The following is a 22,314-nucleotide window of genomic DNA, read 5'->3' as shown; positions in this document are numbered from 1 at the left end:
ATCGTCTTTGCGCCGGGCTAGCATGGCCCTTTGCAGCCCCGTCCTGACCAAAATAGGAGTGGCCCGCGGCCGCAGGGTCGAACATGACCTGCGACGATCGTGCGATAACAAGGAGAGGCACCATGGATCTGGGATTGAAGGGCAAGAAGGTCATTCTGACGGGCGGTAGCCGCGGGATCGGCCGCGCCGCGCTCGAGATCTATGCCGAGGAAGGCTGCGACATCGCCTTCTTCTCGCGCAATGCCGACCAGGTCGCCGAGACGGTGGAAGTCCTCTCCCGCCATGGCGGCAAGGTCATCGGCGAGCCGCTCGATATGCTGGACCACGAAGCCTACGTCGCCTGGCTGACTTCGGCGGCGGACCGCCTGGGCGGTTGCGACATCTTCGTTCCCGGAGCCAGCGCCTCGGGCTCGGGCGCGACCGGCGACTGGGAAGCCTGCTTCAACGCCGACATCAAGGGCACCGTGCTCGGGTGCGAAACCCTGCTGCCGTACCTGGAGAAGTCGGGCGATGGCGCCATCGTCATCATGGGATCGACCGCCGGAACCGAGACCTTCATCGTGCCACAGGCCTTCAACGCCCTGAAGGCCGCGCTGATCGCGTATTCGGGCCAGCTCGGCCAGCAAGTCGGCGCGCAGGGCATCCGCGTGAACTGCGTCTCGCCGGGCCCGATCAAGTTCGCGGGTGGCAACTGGGAAGCCATCCAGCAGGCCGCGCCCGAACTCTACGACGCCACCGAAGCATCGTTCGCGCTCGGCCGCTGGGGCGGCGCCGAGGAAGTGGCGAAGACTATCGTCTTCCTGTCCAGCTCCGCATCGTCCTACACGACCGGCACCAACGTAATCATCGACGGCGGTTATACCAAGCGCGTCCAGTTCTGACGTCCGCTCGCTTTGCCGAACACGTACGCGGCGGCTCCTTCCCGGAGCCGCCGTTTCGTTATGCGATCTTGAGGACCAGCTTGCCGGTGTTGGCGCCGGAGAACAGCCGCATGAAGGCGTCGTAGGCGTTCTCCAGGCCTTCCTGCACGTCCTCGTCCGCGCGCAGCTTTCCCTCGCCCAGCCACTGCGCCATCTGCGCGCCCCCCTCGGCGAAGCGGTGTGCATAGTCAGCGATCAGGAAGCCGTGGATCGTCGCCCGGCGCGCCAGGATCTGCCACAGGTTGCGCAGGCCCACCTTCTCGGTGGCGTTGTATTCGCTGATCAGGCCGCACAGGACGATGCGGGCGTTGTGAGCCAGAGTGAAGACTTCCGCTTCCAGCACCGCACCGCCGACGTTCTCGAACACGACGTTCACGCCATCGGGCGCGGCGGCGTTGATCGCTGCGACCAGTTCCTCATGGCCCTTCCCCTTGTAGTCGATCGCCGCATCGAACCCGTAGTCCTCAATCAGCCGGCGGCACTTGTCGGCCCCACCGGCGATGCCGACCACGCGGCAGCCCATGATCTTGCCGATCTGGCCCACCGCCGAACCGACCGCACCCGCAGCTCCCGACACCAGTAGCGTCTCGCCCGGCTGCGGCTTGGCAACGTCCGCCAGGCCGAAGTACGCCGTCAGGCCCACCGCTCCCAAGGCCGAAAGGTAGTTGGAGGGAGAGGACACCGCATCCGCGTCGATCGGCATGGTGAAGCCACCGGGCACCGCCACTGAATAGTCCTCCAGCGCATTGAGGCCCATGACCCACTGCCCGACTGCGAAGTCCGGATTGTCGGAAGCGTGGACCACGCCGACCGTCGTCGCGCGCACCGGATCGCCGAGCGGGATCGGCGGCATGTAGCTCTCCGCATCGTCCATCCAGCCACGCTGCGCAGGGTCTAGCGAGGCGAAGTGATTACGTACGACCAACCCGCCCGGCGGAGGGGCCGGGATGGGCTGCGTGACGAGCGAGAAATCCTCGCGGACAGGTTCTCCCTGCGGCCTGCGCGCGAGCAGGAAGCGGCGGTTCTCGTTCATGGCATCGATCTCCTGGGAAGTGCTCACCTGATCGGTGGTTCGCGCGTCACCCGCACCTATGCAATTCGTCAGTTAGGGACAGCGACCATTGGAGGCATAGTGATGATGAAGCGAAGGCGCCGACGAATTCAGCGCCACGCCGGGAGGATAAACTGATGGCATCCGCATGTAATCGCGGAGCGTGGTCGGCCGCGCTCGTCAAGCTTGCGCTCACGACCAGCGCACTCACGTGCGTTTCGGCGCCTGCTCTGGCGCAGGACACTGCGGCAGCAGAAGCGGCGGCATCCGCCGATCCCAACGAAATCATCGTGTCGGCACGCCGCCGCTCGGAAACGCTGCAGGACACCCCCGTCGCCATCACTGCGGTCAACGCGGCGATGATCGAAGACAAGGCGGCGGTGAACATCGGTGACCTGATGGGCACCGCTCCCAACCTGATCATCACCAACCAAGCCTCAGGGGCCGCCGCGGCCAACCTCTCGATCCGCGGCCTGACTTATGCCGACGTGGAGAAATCGGCCGAACCGACCGTCGGCGTCGTCGTAGACGGCGTGTTCATCGGCACCAGCACGGGTCAATACTTCGACTTCTTCGACATCGAGCAGATCGAAGTCCTGCGCGGCCCCCAGGGCACCCTGTTCGGACGCAACACCATCGGCGGCGTGATCAGCATCCGCCGCAGCCGGCCCACCGGCAAGCTCGGCGTCAAGGCGGAGGTCTCCTACGGCAAGTTCGACACGCTCGCCACCCGCGCGGTGGTCAACGTGCCGCTGGGCGATAGCTTGGCGCTGAAGGGTTTCTACTTCCACAACGAGTCCGACGGCTGGTACCGCCAGGCCCAGGATGGACGCCGCCGCGGCGGATCGAACAACGAGAACTTCGGCCTGAGCCTGCTCGCCACGCCGACCGACAACTTCGAAGCGCTGCTGACCTTGGAGAAGCAGGTCCAGAAGTTCGATCCCGTGGTCTCGGTCCTAACCAACTCGAGCGAGTTGTTCTGCGGTCTTGCGCCGGCGGAACAGTGCAACCGCAACAACACCGGCGATCTCTACACCGTTTTCGGAGAGCCGAACACCGGCCGCTACAGCGCCCCCGCTGCCACGCTGGAGATGAACCTGGACGTGGGTGACGTGAAGCTCACCTCGGTGACCGGTTACCGCGAGTCTAAGGAAGCGCAGACGCAGGACTTCGACGGTAGCTCGACTGACCTGTACTATGTCTACCGTGGCCAGAAGTACGACCAGTTCAGCCAGGAGCTGCGTGCATCCGGGAACCTGACGCCCAAGTTCGACTACGTTGTGGGCGCATACTACTTCCGCTCGAACTACGATCTGGATCAGTACACGCGCGTCTTCGGGTTCAGCCCCGGTGTCGATCCCCGCGTGTTCGACAAGAACCCGCAGCATGTCGAGGGCAAGACCCGCTCGGTCGCGGTGTTCGGCGATTTCAACTGGGCCTTTGCGGACAAGTTCCGCCTATCGTTCGGCGGTCGCTTCACGCGGGACAAGAAGGCGCTCAGCAACGCCTTCGGTGGCGTCCTGATCGGCCAGGGTTCGGACAGCTTCAAGAAGTTCACGCCCAAGATCGGCGTCGATTACCGGCCCAACAGCGACGTCATGCTCTATGCGTCCTGGTCGCGCGGCTACCGCTCGGGCGGCTTCAGTCCGCGCGCCGGGTCGGCCGCGAGCGCCAGCCGCGCTTATGGCCCCGAGACGGTCGACAGCTACGAAGTGGGCGGCAAGTTCGACCTGATGGACGGCATGCTCCAGGTCAATCTCGCCGGGTTCGTGTCCAAGTACAAGGACCTGCAGCAGAACAACAACATCTTCTGCTCGACTTGCGCGACGCAGAACGAGACGGTGACTTCAAACGTCGGCTCGGCGACGATCAAGGGCATCGAGGGCGACTTCACCCTCAAGCCTGCGGACGGTCTGGCGATCACCGGCGCGGTCGGCTTCCTCAAGTCCAAGTTCAAGGACTTCATCGTCGGCGGCATTTCGCCGGTGACCGGAGCGGTGATCCCGTTCGACTTCTCGAACAACGACCTGATCTACAACCCGAAGATGACAGCCTCCTTTGGCGCCAACTACACTGTGCCGACATCGTTCGGTGAGGTGGTCGGTAACATCGGATACCGCTACATCGGCCGCTACGACCAGCAGATCTCGATCGGTGGCCTGACCGGCAACACCACCATCGGGCCCGCGATCGTCACCGGCAACGACCCGCGGGTGCGCACCGACAAGCAGAACCTGCTAGACGCTAGCCTGACCACGCGCTTCAACCTGGGCAACACCGAGGCGCACCTGACCGCATTCGGCCGCAACCTGCTCGACGATCGCGGCCCTACGCACGGCTTCACCGTGGGCGGCCTGTTCGCGTTCGGCAACGCACGCGAGCCGCGCAGCTACGGTCTGACGCTGGGCATCAAGTACTGACGCATCCGGATAGACCGGGTGCACTCGGAGTGCGTGCAGGTGTCTCCCAACCTGCACGCATTCTCGTTTTTAGCAGAAAGGAAACGCAATGACGGGTCGGCTTGAAGGCAAGATCGCGCTGGTAACCGGCGCTGGCGGACTGCGCGGCTTGGGTGCCGCAACGGCGCAGCGCTTCGCGGAGGAAGGTGCCTTCGTCTACGTCACCGACCTCGACAAGGGCGGTGCGGACGAAGTCGTGGGCGTCATCGAACAGGCCGGTGGCCAGGCCCAGGCCTTGGCGCAGGACGTCACGAGCGAGGCCTCATGGGACGAAGTCTTCGCCACGATCGAACAAGGCCACGGCCGCCTGGACGTGCTGGTGAACAACGCCGGCATCGCCATTCTCAAGCCCCTTCCGGAACTGACGGCCGCGGACTGGGAGCGGCAGAACAAGGTCAACCTGGACAGCGTATTCTACGGCACGCAGCGCGCCGTCGCACTGATGCGCAAGGTCGGCCAAGGCGGCTCGATCGTGAACCTGTCCTCCATCGCCGGCCTTGTCGGCGTGACGATGTGCGGCGCTTACGCGGCAGCGAAGGGCGGCGTGCGGCTGTTCTCGAAAGTCGTGGCGATGGAGTGCGCGGCCGATAACATTCGCTGCAACTCGGTGCATCCCGGCATGATCGAGACCGCGATGCAGGACGTCGCACGCAGGGACAATCCCGAAGGCTTCAAGCAGATCGTCTCGGCCATCCCCATGCAGCGCATGGGCAGCCCGCTCGACATCGCCAACATGAACCTGTTCCTGGCGAGCGACGATTCCGGCTACATCACAGGTTGCGAGTTCGTGGTCGACGGCGGCGCCACCGCGATGTGAAGGCTGATGGGCGGGGCCTATGGCGCCCGCCCAAGGTCTATCGGCGCCTTCAGCTCCTCGGCGCCTGCTGTCGGTGCAATTTGCGAAAAGTGCGGCTCTTGAACAGCCAGCGTCCATCCTGCTTCACGCAAGTATCCTCGTAGACACCGCGATCGCGCAGCGTCAATTCACCCTGATCGTAGACTTCCGAGGTATAGCTGCGCATCGTGGCGTGGTCGCCCTGCACTTCGATCGAGCCCGGCCAGGCTTCGAACATGATGCCGGGATAGTGCTTCATCGCTTCAACCCACATGGCGACGATCGCGGCCTTGCCATGCGTGATGCCGATCTCGGGATAGTCGGGCAAGGCCCACTCCGCATCCTCAGCAAACGTCGCGCTCCATGCCTCGGCATCGTTGCGAGTTACGGCATCGGCGTAGGTTTCGAGGAGCTCTCGAATGGCGAGGCGATCCTCGAAGGGTCCGGTGAAAGGCATCCATGTCTCCATCGTTATCAAGTCTTGGCGTCGTCGTGTCGTAGCAAGCATCAAATCGCAGCCGGTCGCTCCTGCGGCCCCGGCGGCATCGCTGGCACGGCCACCTCGATCGACCCGGCTTCGCTGCGCACGGCGAAGCGCCGCAGATCGGCGTAGGCGCCGCCGACACAGCGGCCGGTCGCGACTTCGAAGCGGGCACCGTGCAGCGGGCACATGATCGCGCCGCGCCGCACCCGACCGGGCGAGAGCATCGCCGCCTGGTGCGTGCAGCGATTGATGAGTGCGTGGAAACCGTCTTCGGCGCGAACGATCAGCACGCTCCAGCCGCCCAGTTCCACCGCCAGCTTGCCGTCTTCCGGAAAGTCGCTTTCCGCACCGACGCTATGCCAGACTTCGTCCATCGTCTCAGATCCGCACCAGCGTCTTGCCGATCGTGCGGCCGGACATGAGATCGATGAACGCTTGCGGAAGTGTCTCGAAGCCGTCGCGCAGGTTCGCTAGCGGGCGCAGCTTGCCTTCCGCCACCCAGGCATCGAGCTCGGCCTGGGCCTGCGCCAGCACCTCGGGATGATCGAAGGTGATGAAGCCCTGCATCTTGATGCGGTTCACCACGAGCTGCCACAGCGTCTTGACCCCGAAGGGATGGTCCGCATCGTTGTACTGCCCGATCATGCCGCATACCGCCACGCGCCCGTGCAGGCGCATCAGCGGCAGCACGGCCTCCAGCGTCTCGCCCCCGACATTGTCGAAGAACACATCGACACCCTCCGGCGCGGCTTTGGCGATCTCGGCAGCGATGTCCGGCGTGGCGCGATAGTCGATCGCCGCATCGAAGCCGAGGTCACGGATGACCTGCGCCTTCTCGGCAGATCCCACTAGGCCGATCACCCTGCAGCCCTTCGCCTTTGCGATCTGGCCCACGGTAGAGCCGGTGGCACCCGCCGCCGCGCTCACGAGCACGGTTTCGCCGGGCTTTGCCTCGCCGATCGTGAAAAGGCCCACCCAAGCGGTCAGCCCCACCGGGCCGAGTGTGCCCATGTAGTGGTGCAGGTCGGTGCCGGGCTGTGGAAGGACTTTCTCGATGCCCCAGCTGTCAGCCGAGAGCACGTAGTGGTCGGACCAGGTGGCGAATGCGCGCACCAGCGTGCCCTCGGGATAGTCCGGATTGCGCGAGGCGATCACCTCCCCCAGCGACATGCCCTTGATCGGCGCGTCGATGGCGACCGGTTCGATGTAGCTGGGACGATCGTCCAGGAATCCGCGGATCGCCGGGTCGACCGATCCGACCCGCATCCTGACCAGCAGCTCGCCTTCCGCGATGTCCGGCAGGCCAGTCTCCACCAGCCTGAAATCCTCGACCGCGGGCATGCCAACCGGCCGCCGTGCCAATACGATATGTCTTACCTGTCCCATGGTCCGGAACTTAGGCAAGCGCATGGAAGCGATATGCTGGCTGAAACGCTAGGTTCCCGCATCGGACACCTGCGTCAGATAGGCGATGGGACGAGGAGCCGCACGATGACCATGACGCCTGATGAGATGATCGCATTCGTCGACCGGATGTACGAGGCCACCGGCGCCGGCGACTGGGAAGCAGCATCGCAGATGGTCACCGATGACTTCTTCGTGACCGAAGCCGCCAATCTGCCGATGGCCGGCACTTACCGCGGAATGGACGGCTTCCGCGACCTCTTCGTCAAGGTCATGGGCCTGTGCGATGTCGCCGGACTCGACCGGGTCGAGACCACCGCCGGCAAGGACCACGCGGTCACCATTCTGTCGTTCCGCTTTGCCGATCCGGCTTTGGCACCCGCAGAACTGTGCGAGGTGTTCCGCTTCCGCGACGGCAAGTGCTGCGAGATCAAGCCGTTCTACTACGATGCGGCACCGTTCTGGGCCGCCGTGAAAGCGAAAGCGGCCTTGGCCTGAACATCGCCACGCCGATTGCCTGCGATGAGACGAGAGGCATTTGCCCCGCCATCATGACGCATTAAGAGAGTGACAGCGGCCGGTTGGCCGGTCGAGGAAGATGGGGATCAAGGGATCATGGCTGAGAGCGACAAGCGCAAGGCGTCCGACGTCTTCATCGAGTGTCTGGAGCAGGAAGGCGTCGAGTACATCTTCGGCGTGCCGGGCGAGGAGAACCTCGACTTCCTGGACTCGCTCTCGCGCTCCAAGCAGATCAAGCTGATCCTCAACCGGCATGAGCAGGCTGCCGGCTTCATGGCGGCGACTTATGGCCGTCTCACCGGCAAGGTCGGTGTGTGCCTCTCGACCCTGGGTCCGGGAGCCACGAACTTCGTCACGGCCGCTGCGTACGCCACGCTGGGCGGCATGCCGATGCTGATGATCACCGGGCAGAAGCCCATCAAGAAGTCCAAGCAAGGTCGCTTCCAGATCCTCGACGTGGTCTCGATGATGCAGCCGATCACCAAGTACGCCCATCAGATCGCCTCGTCGGACAACATCCCCAGCCGCGTGCGCGAGGCCTTCCGCATCGCCGAGGAGGAGAAGCCGGGCGCCACTCATATCGAGCTACCCGAGGACATCGCGGACGAGCATACCGCGTCTGCTGCCGTTCCGCGCTCGATCGTGCGCCGGCCCACGGCCGACGTGAAGTCGATCGCCCAGGCGGTCGAGGCGCTGCAGAGCGCCAAGCGCCCGCTGCTGGTGATCGGTGCCGGCGCGAATCGCAAGATGACCAGCAAGATGCTGAGCGAGTTCGTCGAGAAGACCTGCATTCCCTTCCTCACCACGCAGCTGGGTAAGGGCGTGATCGACGAGCGCCATCCGCGGTTCCTGGGTTGCGCGGCGCTGTCCGCCGGTGACTTCGTCCACCGGGCGATCGAAGACGCGGACTGCATCGTCAACATCGGCCACGATGTGATCGAGAAGCCGCCGTTCTTCATGCACAACGACGGCGCCCGCAACACCCGCACGGTGATCCACGTCTCGACCAAGACGGCCGAGGTCGACCCGGTCTACTTCCCGCATATCGAAGTGATCGGCGATATCGCCAATGCCATGTGGCAGATCAAGGAAGCGATCACGCCCTCGCCGAAGTGGAACTTCGATGCGATGCTGCGCTACCGCCAGGCCGAAGTGGAGCACACCGCTCGTTTGGCGGATGACGCGCGCTTTCCCATCTTCCCGCCCTACGCCGTGCGCCAGGTGCGCGAGGCGCTGCCCGACGATGCCATCGTCTGCCTCGACAACGGCATCTACAAGATCTGGTTTGCGCGTGGCTACAATGCGCGCCGGCCCAACACCGTGCTGCTCGACAATGCGCTGGCGACGATGGGCGCCGGTCTGCCCTCCGCCATGGCGAGCGCGATGGTCTATCCGGACCGCAAGATCGTGGCGGTGTGCGGCGATGGCGGGTTCATGATGAACAGCCAGGAGCTGGAGACCGCCGTGCGGCTCGGCCTCAACCTGACCGTGCTGATCCTGAACGACAACGGCTACGGCATGATCCGCTGGAAGCAGGCCAACATGGGCTTCGAGGATTTCGGCCTCACCTATGGCAATCCGGACTTCGTGAAGTACGCCGAGAGCTACGGCGCGATTGGGCATCGTGTCGAGAGCGCCGCGCATCTGGGCGAACTGCTCGCCCACTGCCGCAACACGCCCGGCGTTCACCTGATCGATTGTCCGGTGGACTACTCCGAAAACGACCGGATTCTGAATTCTGAAATAAAGGCCCTCGCCAGCCAGCTCTGATGACCCGGGCCTAAGCAGACAGCAACAACCGGGCACGAACAAATAAAACCCGGGCCGACATCCAGTCGGCCCGGGTTTTTTCGTGTCCGGCATCTACGCCGGTCTTACCCGATCAGAAGCGAGTTGAGACCTGCAGCACGACAGTGCGCGGCAGCGTGGCGAAGCCCAGCTGGTCGGCGTGCACACCGGCAATCGTGCCCGTGCCGCTGCCCGTTGAAGGACCATCGACGACACCCGTCACATAGAACCTGTTCGTCAGGTTCTTGCCGATCAAGGCGATCTGCCACTTCTCGTCGCTCGCGCCGAAGCGGACCGAGGCGTCGAGGTTGACGTAGCTGCCCTGCCTGGAGTCCGGATTGCCGAAGCCCGAGGCGATGTAGTTGTCGCTATACCGCGCATCGGCGGACAAGCCGAACTTCAGCCCGTTGCCGACTTCGGCATCGTAGTTCGCGCCCAAGGTTCCGGTCCACTCAGGCGCGACCGACAGCGCCGCTCCGCTGAGGTTTTGGCGTGTAAAGGCGCTGGTGGCAGTGTTCAGCGCCAGGTTGCAGCCCTGCCCCGGGGTCTGCCCCGCATAGCAGGGCGCAAGCGGGAAGCTGGTATAGCGCGCGCGGTTGTAGTTGATCGATCCGTGAACGCTGAAACCATCGAGCGAGCGCGGTGCGAACTCGAATTCGAACTCCACGCCCTTGGTGCGCGCATCCGCCGTCAGCGTCTGGAACGCGAAGATCGGCGAGTTGAAGAAGTCGACTTGGAGGTCGCGATACTTGTAGCTGTAGACGTTGAGGTTCAGCCGCAGCTGGTTGTCCAGCACCGTCGACTTGATGCCGCCTTCGAAGCCCGACGCCTTTTCCGGCTCGAAGGTCAAATCGCCCAGCGGATCGGGCGATAGTGCGGAGTTGATGCCGCCGTTCGAGAAGCCGCCCGACTTGTAGGCGGTCTTGTACGCCGCATAGACGAGTACGTCGCGGATCGGCTTCCAGGTCAGCGTGGCTTCGGGCGACCAGTTGTTGAAGGTCTGGTTGGCGGTGATCATGCCCAAACCATCGGGAGAGTTCTGCGGGCGGAAGATCGAGGTAACCGCGACGTTGTTGTAGGGTTGCGTGAAGTAGCTGTCCTTCGTCTCGTGCGTGTAGCGCACGCCGCCGGCGAGCTCGAGCGTGTCGACGATCTTCCACGTCGCCTGGCCGAACAAGGCGATCGTCTCGCCATCGGTGAAGCTGGTCTTGCGCGTGGCGAGATACCGGTCGGCAGGCAGGGCCGTGCTGTCTTCGAGACCCGACAGGATGATGTACTGATCGAAGTCGCGCTTGGTCTTCTGGTAAAGGCCGCCCACCATCAGGTTGATCGGGCCATCGAACGTCGTCAGCGCGCGAAGCTCGGATGAGAAGGCATGCCAGGTCGAGTTCTCGGTCGCCCAGTTCGCGCCGGTGCCGGACTGGAAGTCGCAAGCACAGGCCCAGCGATTGTTGTTCCACTGGTAATTGGTTACCGAAGTGATCGTGACGTCAGGCAGCGTATAGACGATATTGCCGGTGACCGCCCATGACTTGTAGCGGTTGTACAAGCTGCCATCGTCCTTGCCATACGGCGTCGCCTGCGAGATCAACTCGGGGATCTTGTTCTGGTGCGTGACGAAGCGGTCACCGCAGGCATAGCCGGTAAGCTGGCTGCTGCCGGTCGGGCAGTTGAACGCGACGTAGTTCCAGCTGTTGTTGTTGGTCTTGTTGTAGCTACCCGATGCCTTCACGGTCGCGGTGAGGCGATCGGTCGGCTCCCACTTCAGCGTGACGCGGCCGAGCAGTTCCTTCTCGCCCGGCGCATCACGCGCAGCGGGGTTGGCAACCAGACTGCCGGTCCGCCCGGTCGCGACATCGATGGTTGGGTAGTTGAACGGCTGCGCCTCGTTCTTGAAGTAGCCATCGTACATCTTCGATCCGCGCAGCGCGACGCGCAGGCCCAGCGTATCGGTCAGCGGATTGGACGCGACGAACTCGCCGACCACCTGTTGCGAACGGAACTCGTAGCCGATGCGGCCGTAGTATTCGGCATCCTTGCCGGGATCGGCAGTGGTGATCGAGATAACCCCGGCCGTCGCGTTCTTGCCGAAGAACAGTGCTTGCGGGCCCTTCAGGATCTCGATCCGCCCGAGATCAAAGAAGCCTTCGTTGATGACGCGGCCCTGGCCGTAATAGACGCCGTCGACGACGGTGGCGACGGACTGCTCGATACCGATCGAGGTCGATGAAGAGCCGATGCCGCGCATCGTCAACTGCGCGCCCGATCCGTTCGACGCACGACCGACGGTGAAGTTGGGCGTGCGCGCCGCGATCTTCTCGATGCTGGTGATGTCCTGCTGGCGGATCGTCACCGGGGAGATCGCGGTGACGGCGACGGGAACGTCCTGCACGCTCTCCTGCCGCTTGCGGGCGGTGACGATGATGTCCTGTAGCCCGCCCTGGGTGCTCGTCGTCTGCGCAGCGCCGGTTGATTCCGCCCCCAGCGTCGCTTGACTGGCATCCTGCGCCATCGAGGGAAGCGAGAACATAGTGCCCGCAAGCAGAACGGATACGCGAGTAAAGACGCGGCGGTACGTCATCGGATTGACCACTCCCTTAGATCTCGGCGCCCGTTGTTCGGCGGTGTCTTCACCGCTCGCTGTTGCCGAATATGCGACACGACTTAAGCCGCTGGCCTTCCCCGTCACCTATCCAAGGCATCAGGTTGCCCCGCGAAGGCTTGTCGTCGATCCAGAGGGACCCCGATAGGATTGGCTCAACCATGTCCGAAAACCGCGTATGGACGCTGCAGGCCTATCCCGAAGGCCTGGATTTCGCGTCCGCCATCCACCTGGACCAGGCACCGGCACCCACTCCTGCCGAGGGACAAGTGACGATCGCGGCCGACTGGCTGTCGCTCGACGCAGGAACGCGGATGTGGATGACGCCGCGAACGGACAGCTATCAACCGCCGATCCCGCTGGGCAGCGCCGTGCCGGGCCAAGTGCTGGGCCGAGTGCTGGAATCTCGCGCGCCAGGTTTCGCCAGCGGTGACCTGGTGCGGGCCTTCGGACTATGGGCCGATGTCTCGTGCGTCGATGCGCTCGCCTCGGGGTTGATGAAGCTCGATTCGACGGTGACCGATGCCCGCCTGCACCTTGGACCGCTGGGCATGAACGGCTGGACCGCACTGGTCGGGATCGAGGAGGTCGGCCGCACCAAGGCCGGCGATACCGTCCTCGTCTCGGCCGCAGCCGGGGCCACCGGCATGCTCGCAGCGCAGATCGCCCGTGAGCTCGGCGCCCGCGTGATCGGCATCGCGGGGGGGCCGGCCAAGTGCGCCTTCCTGGCCGAACAGCTGGGCCTCGAGGCGGCGATCGACCACCGCGGACCCGAGGTGGAAGCCACGATCGCGCAAGCGGCGCCAGACGGGATCGACGTCTATTTCGAAAACGTAGGCGGGCCGCTGCTCGACGCGGTCCTGCCCAACATGGCGCATTACGGCCGCATCGCGATCTGCGGGTTGATGGCGAACTATGCCGAGGCCCAGCCCGGTCCCCGGCGCTTCGACCAGATCCTGGCGCGGCGGCTGCAGGTCACTGGGTTCTTCTCCCCCGACTTCGCCCACCGCGGCCCCGAACTCACCGCACGCCTGCGCAGCTGGACCGACGCCGGCAGGCTCGTGACCCCGTTCGACGAAACGATCGGCCTGGAGAACGTGCTGACCGCTTATGCGCGGCTGTTCACCGGAGCCAACATCGGCAAGGTCGTCGTGCGCGTACGCTGACGGCTCACAGGAGAGGCACCATGGACGCGTATGACCAGCTGCTCGCGATCGAGCAGATCAAGCAGCTCAAGGCCCGCTACTTCCGCTGCATGGACACCAAGGATTGGGCGGGCCTGCGCGCGGTGTTCTGCGACGACGCCGTGTTCGATGCCCGCTCCTCGCTCAACATGGACGGAACCGGCGAAGGTGCCGGTGCCGAAAGCAATGACTGGGTCTACCATGGCGGCGAGGTGATCGCCGCGTTCGTACGCGATGCGGTCTCCACGCGGCGCACCGTCCATCACGGCCATTGCCATGAGGTGGAGATCCTCTCCGCAACCGAAGCTCGCGGCGTCATCGCCATGGAGGACAAAGTGTGGGAGCTCGCCGACGGTTCGCCCGTGCTTCATGGCTGCGGTCACTATCATGAGACCTACCGCCACGAGAATGGCATGTGGCGCATCCTGAGCTCGCGTCTCACCCGCCTGTACTTGAAGCTGGGATGACGATTGGAGCCCATACGATCAAGCCATACCGCAAGCCGGCGTCATGCATCTATGCCCACGATGTTGCCGGGCTGCGGGCGGGGCAGGAACGCAGCCCGGCAACAAGGGCGACGGCAGTTTGAGGGGGTGAGGGACCGCCGCCCTTAGCCGACTACCAGGCGACCGTAACCGAGCCCCGCACGGCCAGGTCGACGCGACTGAAGCGATCCTCGCCGGAGAGTTCTCCGCCCACGGTAAAGCCGGCCGAGCCGCCGATCGCACGCAGGCGCGCGAACCAGCCGCTGTCCGCTTGATCGCCGGTAAGTGTGAAGTCCTGCCCACCCTCGAAACGTGCCGTCGTCGATCCAAGGCCTCCGCCGACGACCTCGCGCCAGCCGCCTTCGGTCTCCATCCGGAACCAGTTTTCGTCTCGTGCCCGCATGCCGAGGAAATCGACGCCGACAGTGAGGCTCGGGTTCACCGCCAGCTCGTCGCTGGTGCGCGCGTCGACGCTGAGGTTCAACGTCTCGCCGCCGGTTTCAGAGTAGCCGTCCTCCTTCAGCCGGACGTAATCGACGGTCACGCCGGGCCTGAAGAAGAAGAACTGCGAGCCGCCCTCGATCGACACACCGCCAGACGCCGTCACGTAGTTGCCGTCCCACTTCGCATCCATCTTGCGAGTCACGGTGTCCGCACCCGCCTTGCCGGTGAAGCTGCGTTCGCCGTCGAAGTCCATCTTGCCCACGGCGCCCCGCGCGAAGGCGCTGACAGGGCCGAACTTGGCGCGCCAGTGCGCGGCCAGTTCGAAGCCGCTCGACTTGACGTCGGACACGGCGCCGTTTGAGTGTTCGTTACGCAAGTAGGCCAGCGTCGCGCCGAACCGTCCCACGCCTGTGCGGTACTCGCCCGTTGCCGACCAGGCATAGCCGTTGAGCTTGTACGCGGCGGTGTCGCCTGCCTGTCTGTTGGTGTTCCAGAACGTCATGTTGACGGTGCTGCTGAAGCGGCCGCTGCTGGCGATGGGCCCTGTCGGGTCCTGCATCTGGCGCGCGAGGGCGCGAGCGCCCATGCTGACGCCCTCGAAGGCGCCACCGGCGTGATCGGGCAGCATCTGGCCCACGGCATTGCGGAATTGATCGCCATTGGTGATGCCCAGGAACACGTTCTCGATCTTCTGGTCCTTGCCGAGGACTGCGTAGACTGCGTCGTAGGCGGCCGTCGCGGACCGGTTCAGCCCAAGTTCGGTGGCGGTACGACGCGCGACATCGACGACGATCGTGTTCGCCGCGGCATTCTTGTTCAGCTCGGCCTTGAACATGAAAGGCACGAGGTCAGTCATGGTGGTCAGCTTGTCGCGGCCGGTCAGAGTGCCGGCGGTCAGGACCTGGTAGCTGCCCACCGCGGTCGATATGTCGGCGAGGCGGATACCGAGCTTGGCGCCCTCGGCGAAGTTCGCCGCGCCAGCGACCGTATAGCCCGATCCCGCGCCGGCTGCCTTGTCGAGCGTGACCACCAGCACGCCCGTGGCGCCGACATCAAGCGAGGCGATCGAAGCCGGCTTGTTGACGTCGAGCGTTCCGCCCGCGATCTTCACCGCCAGTTTGGCCGAGTTGGCGATCGAACCGGTAAAGCGCGCGCTGCCGGCAAGGCTGAGAACGTCCGCGCCGCCACCGAAGTCGACCGCGCCGCCATAGGCGCTGGTAGCCGCAAGCGACATGGCGTCGTTGCCACTGCCGAACGTCACTGCGCCCGTCTGCGCTGCGTCGCCCGAGAGGTTCAGGGTGTTCGCGCCGCCCCCGAAGCGGATGTCGCCGGTCAGCGTCCCGTCGGCAAGGTCGAGCAGGTCGTCGCCCGCACCGAGGCGCACGTCGCCGACGATGGAAGGTGCGGCAAAGCCCGCGGCGACCTGCGTCTGCTTCACCGTCACCCGGCCGGTCGCGGCCGAAAGGTCGATCGCGATGTTGCGCCCAGTGCCCGCCTTCGCGCCCGTCGCGGAAATGGTCCCCGAGTTCTCGACCAACGTGGTCGAGCCGCTCGCGTCGAAGATCGCCGTCGCGGAGCCGTTCTCGCCTGCGCCGACGGCCTTGATCGTGCCGCTGTTGCGGATGGTCGGCAGGTTGCCGCCGGCATCGACGCGCATCGCAGTGGCCAGCGCCGTGGCGGCATTGCCGCCGTTCGCGACGATCGTCCCGGAGTTCTGCAGCAGCGGCGTGGTGGCACCGGGGCCGATCCGCAGGGCGGTGGCGCTCGCACCGTTCGACGTCGCGCTGACGTTGCCGGAGATGCCGATACCGTTGGCGATGTCGACGCTGCCGCCGCGTCCGCCGATCACGAGGCCGCTGGCATTGACGCCTGCGTAGACGCTTAGGCCTTCGATAGAGCCGTCGACGATCAGCCCGAAGCGGCTTGCCGTACTCGCGACCGGGCCGATGGTAAGCGCGCGGTCGGTGGCGCCGATCTGCACGGCGGGCGCGGCACCATAGGAGACGACCTTGGCCGACCCTTCCTTTGCGTCCTCAATGCCGTCGTTATCCTCGTCGGGCTTGGTGGCGTCGGTATCCTTGGGCGCAACGGCGAAAACGATACCGCCGCTGACGTTACCCTCGACGAGCAGAGCCGGGCCGCCCTGCAGCAGGTCGTCGGCGTCAAGCTTGGTGGCATCGCCAGGAGCAGTGGTGGCGCGATAGCCGGTCGAACTGACGGTGCCCTGCACCACCATGGCACCCGCCACGTTGCCGGCAAAGTGGGCCCCGATGGCGTCCCTGCCCTGTGCCGAGACTGTGCCCGCCAGGCGCACGTTGCCGTCGATCGCCTGAACCGAGACGCCGACGGAGCGGTCGCCGAGCACCTTGGTGGTGCCCTCGTGTGTGAAGTTGCCGGTGAGCTTGCCGCCCAGCGCGACGCCGGCGGAATCGTTGCCCTCGATGGTCACCGTGCCGTTCTGCGCGATCTTGCCGGCGTGCGCGCCTTGCGTGCGGATGCCGGTCCGGTTCGATCCTAGCGCGAAAGGCCCATCGAGGTCGCCGTCGTTGTCGGTATCGGTCGGGGTGTAGGGCTCGTCGATCGTGATCGTGCCGGAATTGACGATATCGCCGCTGGTGCCCGCCAGCGAGTCGATGCCGATCGCCCCGCTTGCGTTCGAGACGGTCACGGCGCCGGCGTTGGTCACGGCGTTGTTGCTGTCCTGCGTGATGGCAGTGCCGGTGCTGAGGACCACCGATCCCGCTGTCGTCACGTTGATCGCATCGGCGGTGCCGTTCTTGATCGTCGTGGTGCGGAGCGGGGCCGTGCGCGCGTTGGTCACGTCTTCGGCACGCGCGGTGCTGGCAAGGGTGATCAGCGCCGTGGTGGCCAGCAGGGTGTAAGTCGAGGTCTTGGGCAGGTAGCGCGGCATCTTCGTCCCTTTGCGGTGCGTATCGACACCTCAGACGGAGACCTTTGCTGCCAGCCTTGAAAAAAGATCGTCAGAACCGCGCGTCGAACCCGAGGCGCAACGTGCGCGGACGCAGCGGCGTCTCCTGATCCCGCCCGGTGCCGAAGGGCGTGCCGAGCGAGAAGCGGTTGCCCAGCGTGTTGGCGATGTTGCTGAGCGCGAGCGTGACACCTATGCGTTCGGTGCCGATCCGGACATCGGCGCCGCTGTCGAAATAATCGCCCTGTGCCTCGCCCAGTTCGGGACCGATGCCCAGCCGCGACTTGCCGACGTAGCTGGCCCAGGCATTTCCGGTGAGCCGCAGATCCTGGCCGACCTCGCGATCCCAGGTAAGGCCGGCTCGTCCCGAGAACTGGGCGATATTGGGCACCTGCATGGAACGGGCCGCGACCGCATCGACAAGTGCGGAACCGGAGAACGGAGCCGGCAGCGATCGCGCGACGAGGGCGATGATCTGGGCGGAGGGCTCGTCGATCTGGCTGCGGTTCCAGGTGGCGCCGGCCTCGAGCCTGAGGCCGCGGGCAAGCGCCACGCCGCCAGTCGCACTGGCCGACCAGACCGTGCCGTCGCCGATATTGGCCGTGCTCGGCAGGCCCGAGCTGTCGATGAAATCGGCCTGGATGTCCCGCCATTTCGTGAACGAGATGCTGACCGCCAGATCAAACGGGCTCACGCCCGGGCGGCCGTGCCGTGCCCCGAACTCCCAGGTGGCGGTGTGATCGTGGCGGAAGCGGCGGACGAATTCGCTTTCGATCGCTAGGCCGCCGGGCCTGAAACCCTCCTGATAACGCATGTAGAGGCTGGTGGTGGGCAGCACCTGCCCCACGAACGAAAACGACGGCAGCACCGTCGTCACCGACCGGTCGGCAGTGACTGCGGCCCGGGCGAATGCGACCGACGGCAGCACGTCTTCGCCCGCCCCGCCGAGCCGCGCATGCGTGATGCGCCCGCCGCCCGTGGCAGTCAGGCCCGGGCGGAGCCGCACGCTTGCCTCGGCGTAGAGAGTGGCCTCGTCGATCGTGTTGCGCACGCCGGTGGCGTCGCTGCGCTGATCCTCGATCTCGAAGCGTCGTGACAGGACGGTCCGGTTGTGCGTAAAGCTGGCGCCGACAAGCCAGCCGAACCCGCCAATCTCGGGCCGCCACAGGCGCGTCTCGTGCGCGACCATGCGCGTGCGGTTGTCCTGTGCGAAAAGCCGCGGCGTTCCGTGGGCGAGGCTGGCGTCATAGCGCTCCGCCAGGTGCTGTCGGACTAGGCCTGTGGTCGAGCGCAAGCGTATGTCCCCGAGCCGTCCCGAGACGACGAGCTGCCCCATCGTGTAGTCGGCATCGGCACCCTCGCGCAGCGCCGCGTCGCTGGTGAGCGGTGCTCCCCCGCGCGCCGCATACTGGCTGTCACGGGCATCGGTCGATTGGCCGACCGCGATCAGGTCCACGGTCCATTCGGGCGCGATCTCTGCGCGCAAGCTGGCCCGACCGCTGAGGATGCCGGTCCGGTTGACGTCGTCGCGTCCCAGCAGCGGCTTGTCGATGTAGCCCCCGGCCGTTGCCGCATCGATCGTACCGCGAAAGGCGATGCCACTCGCCACCGGCAGGTTCACGGTCGCGGCCGCGTCGCCTCCGCCGGCACCGCTCTGGGTCAGCGAGCCGCCCAGCGCGATCGAACCGCTGGTCACGTTCATCAACGGCGGGTTGGGCACCAGACGTATGATGCCGCCCAGCGATCCGGCACCGTAAAGCGTGCCCTGTGGCCCTTCGAGAACTTCGACCCTGGCCATGTCGGACAGCCGCAGGTCCGGGTCGGGCGCATTGTAGGTGAGGCGCAAGTCGCCCAGGTACTGGCCGACGGTCGCTTGCGTGGGGCCAGTGAAGCTGGAATCGGCGATGCCCCGGATGAACAGCTTGTTGCGCCCGCTGCCCAGGTGAGTCGAGGTGACAGTGGCGAGCCGCTCGGTGATCTTCTCGGTGCCGCCGATGCCGCCGGCCTCCAGCGAAGCACCCGAAAGAATGGTCACCTGGCCCGGCACCTGGCCCAGCGTGAGATCACGCTTGGATCCGATCACGACGATCGGTTCGGCGCTCACCGTCTCCACCGGCGCCGATGGTCGCTGCGCCGGAGCGGCCCGGCGGACCAAGCGCGGAGCGACCGGAGCGGCCTCGATCCGCCAGGCACCTGGCGCCACTGCGATCGCCCGGCCGCCGGCAGCGCGCGCCAGACGCCGGACCGCCTCGGACGGCTCCATCCGGCCGCGCACGGCTTCGACTATCCGGCGCGCGACTTGCGGATCGGCGATGAGGATGGTCGATCGGGTCTGTCGCGCCAGCACGCTCGCCACTTGCCCCGCGGTGCCTGTTCCCGTCGCGACGGCAACCTCGTCGGCCGACGCAAGCGCGGGCACGGCCACGAGGGTGGCCGCCACGGCCGCCGAAAGGATCCTGACGCAGCTCATGGATTCAGCGCGCGCCGATCATCCAGCGCTGGCCCCAACTGCGAACCGGTACGCCCAACAGGGGACCGATGGCCGCCGGGTCCTTGCGCAACGGATCGATCAGGATGGAGCCTGAGACCGTGCCAGCACCATCGGCTACGTAGTCGATCCCGGTCGCCCGCTTTAAGCGCATGGCGACCTCGGCGAGCGAAGCGGCCTCAAACGTCAAGCGGCCCTCGTGCCACTCGCCGACCTGCTCGATCGCCACGCGCGAGAGGCTGTATTGCCCCGAACCTTCAGCGCGCCGCAGCACCTCACCTGCCGAGACGCGGACGTTCGCGTCACCAGGGTCAAACTGCACCGCGCCTTCGGACACTGCGACGACCAGTTCCCGTCCGTCGTGTCGCACGTCGAAGATGGTGCCGATGTCTACCAGGCGCTCGTCTCCCACGGCGACTTCGAAGGGATGCGCTGCATCATGGCGGACGGTGAACAGGGCTTGTCCATGGTCGAGGCGAGCGAACCGCTTGTCCTTGCGGTCGAACGCGAGCGCCGTTCCCCCGGCCAGCGCCACCTGCGTGCCACGATCCAGGGTGACGACACGCGTCTCGCCCATGCGGGTCTCCATTGTGTAGAGATCGCGCCGCTCTCCTGAGAGAACCCAGGTTCCGGCCACCACCGCCAGGATCGCCGCGATTCCGCCCGCCAGCCAAGGCCGCCGCCGCGCGCCGTCCCTATGCACGACATCGTCGTTCGCAGGTGCGTGTCTCGCGATCGCCTCGGCGCCCTCCGCCACGGCAGCACCGACCTCGTCATAGGCACGGGCATGCGCCGGGTCGGCCTCGAGCCAGACCATGAAGCCGTCCCAGTCGGCGAACCCGGGATCGCCCGTGCGCACGGCCCAGCCGAGGGCCTGTTCGCGGACTGTGTCACTCGCCATCGCACGCTCCTTCTGCACAGAAGACGGAGACGATCGCCGCGCACCTTGATGAGAACGCGCTCATCGTGACTTGTCCTTCCATTCGGCCAGCGCGCGATAGGCAGTGCGCAGATCGGCCTCCACCGTGCTCAGGCTGATACCCAGTTCCTGCGCGACGATCTTCTGCGCCACACCATCGATACGGTGACGCCTGAAGACCGTGATGACACGCCCGCCGAGCCGCTCGATCATGGCCAGCACTGCCGCGGATTCCTGTGCGGCAGAGAGCGAGCGTTCGGCCGAAGGCTGGCTCGTCGCGCCCGGAGGATCACCCGCGTTCACCTCGACCCAGTCCCGGTCGCGTACGCCCGACTGCCGTGTCGCGCGAAAGCGGTCGATCATCAGCAGATCCGCGACGCGGAAAAGGTATGGGAGAGGCGCTGCGACAGGACCCGGCGGGCTCGCCACGATCTTGAGCCAGACCTCCTGCACCAGATCCTCCGCCGCATCCCCCGCGCCGCGCGCACGCAGGAAGCGCAGCAGCTTATCCCGGTTCTCGAGAAAAGCGGCTTCAAGGCCGGCATGGGACGGTTCGGTGGTCACGTCGGCGACAGCGCTACGAGGCAGACCCGAGGTATGTGCCCCCACACGAATGAGCGAAGTCTACACAACAGCGCGCGACCTGCGCCGCGCACGCAAGTAGCTGTAGGTCAGGATGTGCGCCATTTTCCCGCATGGATCCGATCGCCTTCCTTGCTCCCGATAGTGGGGCATCGGCCCGGCAACAAGGGAGCTTACCTTGCACCAGGCGGTGGCGGGTCGTTCATGACGCTGCTGCGATCCTCGGGACCTCGCCGCGGGGACCGTGGGTGCTCTGCCGGTCGCAAATGTCCTTTTTTGGCTGCCTGGTCCCTATCGGTAGCTTTCATGGACTTCAGACCCGCCTCAGACTCCGTTGGCAAACTGCACGCCAGCGCACGCAATGAAGCGAGTAGAGGATGCGGACATGGACAAGGCAAAGTACGGGCCCTGGGCCCTCATCATCGGCGGTTCGGAGGGCATCGGCTCCGCCTTCGCGCGCAAGCTTGCAGCAGATGGCTTCAACATCGCCGTCGTGGCTCGCAAGCCCGGGCCACTGGAAGCGCTCGCCGAAGAGCTGCGCGGCATGGGGGTGGAAGCACGATCGCTCTCGGTCGACCTCAGCGACACATCGGCCATCGACCAGGTGCGCACGATCACCGACGACATCGAGGTTGGCTTGCTCATCTACAATGCGGGCGCGAACAACATCCGCGGGAACTTCGTCGAGCTAGATCCCAAGGTCTACCGCGATGTCATCAACATCACCGTGGTCGGCCAAGCCGAGTTCGCGCACCATTTTGGCGCCCTCATGCGCGAGCGCGGGCGCGGCGGCATCATCCTTGCAGGATCCTCGTCGAACTTCTGCGGCGCTCCCACCCTGGCAACCTATACCGCGGCAAAGTCATTCAGCCGTATCCTGACCGAGTCACTCTGGCTCGAATGCGAGCCGATGGGCATCGATGTGCTCCACATATCGATCAACTACACCGACACTCCCGCGATGCAGCGCTTGGGCTACGATACCTCCAGTGCCCAATCGCCCGAAGAGGTGGCGCAGGAGGCGCTCGACAACATCGCCAACGGTCCATTGCTCATCTTGGGCGGACAGCGCGCGCTAGATACTGCGATCGCGCGGAGTCAGCTCGAGAACCGCGGCGAGATGATCAGGGCCCTCGCAACGCCTCGGCGCGAAAACATCCCGCAAAAGGCGTAAACGCAGCCCACTTGAGAAAAGGCCTGTGTAGGACCGGAACACAGGCC

17 protein-coding genes are annotated in these 22,314 nt (G+C 65.5%); 8 read left to right on the top strand and 9 right to left on the bottom strand.

Annotated elements, in window-relative coordinates:
• Positions 1–122: 122 nt before the first annotated feature.
• A complete protein-coding gene (locus tag GV044_RS03890; protein ID WP_159865712.1) occupies positions 123–881 on the top strand; it encodes an SDR family NAD(P)-dependent oxidoreductase in 759 nt (252 codons plus the stop codon).
• A 58-nt stretch (positions 882–939) separates the two neighbouring features.
• On the opposite strand, the gene GV044_RS03885 is transcribed toward GV044_RS03890, so the two are convergent.
• Entirely contained in the window at positions 940–1,953 is a 1,014-nt protein-coding gene (locus tag GV044_RS03885) for an NADP-dependent oxidoreductase (RefSeq protein ID WP_159870833.1), read from the bottom strand.
• A gap of 155 nt (positions 1,954–2,108) precedes the next feature.
• Here GV044_RS03885 and GV044_RS03880 point away from each other — a divergent pair, with 155 nt between their 5' ends.
• Positions 2,109–4,391, top strand: coding sequence for a TonB-dependent receptor (locus GV044_RS03880; protein ID WP_159865709.1), 2,283 nt, complete (start codon positions 2,109–2,111; stop codon positions 4,389–4,391).
• A gap of 88 nt (positions 4,392–4,479) precedes the next feature.
• Positions 4,480–5,247 carry an SDR family NAD(P)-dependent oxidoreductase gene (locus tag GV044_RS03875; RefSeq protein ID WP_159865706.1) on the top strand — a complete coding sequence of 256 codons (768 nt, stop codon included), beginning with the start codon at positions 4,480–4,482 and terminating at the stop codon, positions 5,245–5,247.
• A gap of 49 nt (positions 5,248–5,296) precedes the next feature.
• On the opposite strand, the gene GV044_RS03870 is transcribed toward GV044_RS03875, so the two are convergent.
• The 3 genes from GV044_RS03870 to GV044_RS03860 are packed head-to-tail and all read right to left on the bottom strand — an operon-like array spanning position 5,297 to position 7,135.
• Positions 5,297–5,722 carry a nuclear transport factor 2 family protein gene (locus GV044_RS03870; protein ID WP_159870830.1) on the bottom strand — a complete coding sequence of 142 codons (426 nt, stop codon included), beginning with the start codon at positions 5,720–5,722 and terminating at the stop codon, positions 5,297–5,299.
• Positions 5,723–5,772: 50 nt separating this feature from the next.
• Positions 5,773–6,123 (bottom strand): Rieske 2Fe-2S domain-containing protein, encoded by a 351-nt coding sequence (locus GV044_RS03865; RefSeq protein WP_159865703.1) that lies wholly within the window; start codon positions 6,121–6,123, stop codon positions 5,773–5,775.
• 4 nt (positions 6,124–6,127) lie between these two features.
• Entirely contained in the window at positions 6,128–7,135 is a 1,008-nt protein-coding gene (locus GV044_RS03860; RefSeq protein ID WP_159865700.1) for an NADP-dependent oxidoreductase, read from the bottom strand.
• A 105-nt stretch (positions 7,136–7,240) separates the two neighbouring features.
• On the opposite strand from GV044_RS03860, the gene GV044_RS03855 reads away from it, so the two are divergent.
• Both GV044_RS03855 and GV044_RS03850 read left to right on the top strand, forming a co-directional pair.
• A complete protein-coding gene (locus GV044_RS03855; protein ID WP_371741562.1) occupies positions 7,241–7,651 on the top strand; it encodes a nuclear transport factor 2 family protein in 411 nt (136 codons plus the stop codon).
• A 117-nt stretch (positions 7,652–7,768) separates the two neighbouring features.
• Positions 7,769–9,442 carry an acetolactate synthase large subunit gene (locus GV044_RS03850; protein ID WP_159865697.1) on the top strand — a complete coding sequence of 558 codons (1,674 nt, stop codon included), beginning with the start codon at positions 7,769–7,771 and terminating at the stop codon, positions 9,440–9,442.
• Between the two features lie 112 nt (positions 9,443–9,554).
• On the opposite strand, the gene GV044_RS03845 is transcribed toward GV044_RS03850, so the two are convergent.
• Positions 9,555–12,041 carry a TonB-dependent receptor gene (locus GV044_RS03845; protein ID WP_201299007.1) on the bottom strand — a complete coding sequence of 829 codons (2,487 nt, stop codon included), beginning with the start codon at positions 12,039–12,041 and terminating at the stop codon, positions 9,555–9,557.
• A 182-nt stretch (positions 12,042–12,223) separates the two neighbouring features.
• Here GV044_RS03845 and GV044_RS03840 point away from each other — a divergent pair, with 182 nt between their 5' ends.
• Entirely contained in the window at positions 12,224–13,228 is a 1,005-nt protein-coding gene (locus GV044_RS03840; protein ID WP_159865694.1) for an NADP-dependent oxidoreductase, read from the top strand.
• 20 nt (positions 13,229–13,248) lie between these two features.
• Positions 13,249–13,713 (top strand): nuclear transport factor 2 family protein, encoded by a 465-nt coding sequence (locus GV044_RS03835; RefSeq protein ID WP_159865691.1) that lies wholly within the window; start codon positions 13,249–13,251, stop codon positions 13,711–13,713.
• A gap of 151 nt (positions 13,714–13,864) precedes the next feature.
• Here the strand turns inward: GV044_RS03835 and GV044_RS03830 are convergent, their stop codons facing one another.
• The 4 genes from GV044_RS03830 to GV044_RS03815 all read right to left on the bottom strand — a co-directional run bounded on the left by GV044_RS03830 (position 13,865) and on the right by GV044_RS03815 (position 21,075).
• Complete coding sequence (locus GV044_RS03830; RefSeq protein WP_159865688.1) at positions 13,865–17,086, bottom strand: autotransporter outer membrane beta-barrel domain-containing protein; 3,222 nt, start codon at positions 17,084–17,086, stop codon at positions 13,865–13,867.
• Between the two features lie 70 nt (positions 17,087–17,156).
• Positions 17,157–19,574: a TonB-dependent receptor gene (locus GV044_RS03825; RefSeq protein WP_159865685.1), complete on the bottom strand. Its 2,418-nt coding sequence runs from the start codon at positions 19,572–19,574 to the stop codon at positions 17,157–17,159.
• A gap of 4 nt (positions 19,575–19,578) precedes the next feature.
• Positions 19,579–20,493, bottom strand: coding sequence for a FecR domain-containing protein (locus GV044_RS03820; RefSeq protein WP_159865682.1), 915 nt, complete (start codon positions 20,491–20,493; stop codon positions 19,579–19,581).
• A gap of 60 nt (positions 20,494–20,553) precedes the next feature.
• Positions 20,554–21,075: an RNA polymerase sigma factor gene (locus GV044_RS03815; RefSeq protein ID WP_159865679.1), complete on the bottom strand. Its 522-nt coding sequence runs from the start codon at positions 21,073–21,075 to the stop codon at positions 20,554–20,556.
• A 403-nt stretch (positions 21,076–21,478) separates the two neighbouring features.
• Between GV044_RS03815 and GV044_RS03810 the strand changes: the two genes are divergently transcribed.
• The gene (locus GV044_RS03810) at positions 21,479–22,267 is read left to right on the top strand and encodes an SDR family oxidoreductase (protein ID WP_159865676.1); all 789 of its coding nucleotides are present in this window, start codon (positions 21,479–21,481) and stop codon (positions 22,265–22,267) included.
• Positions 22,268–22,314: the final 47 nt, after the last annotated feature.

Source organism: Novosphingobium sp. 9U (genome assembly GCF_902506425.1).
Classification (GTDB): domain Bacteria; phylum Pseudomonadota; class Alphaproteobacteria; order Sphingomonadales; family Sphingomonadaceae; genus Novosphingobium.
Note: the sequence above shows the minus strand (reverse complement) of the source record. Positions and strands in the feature narration are given on the sequence as shown.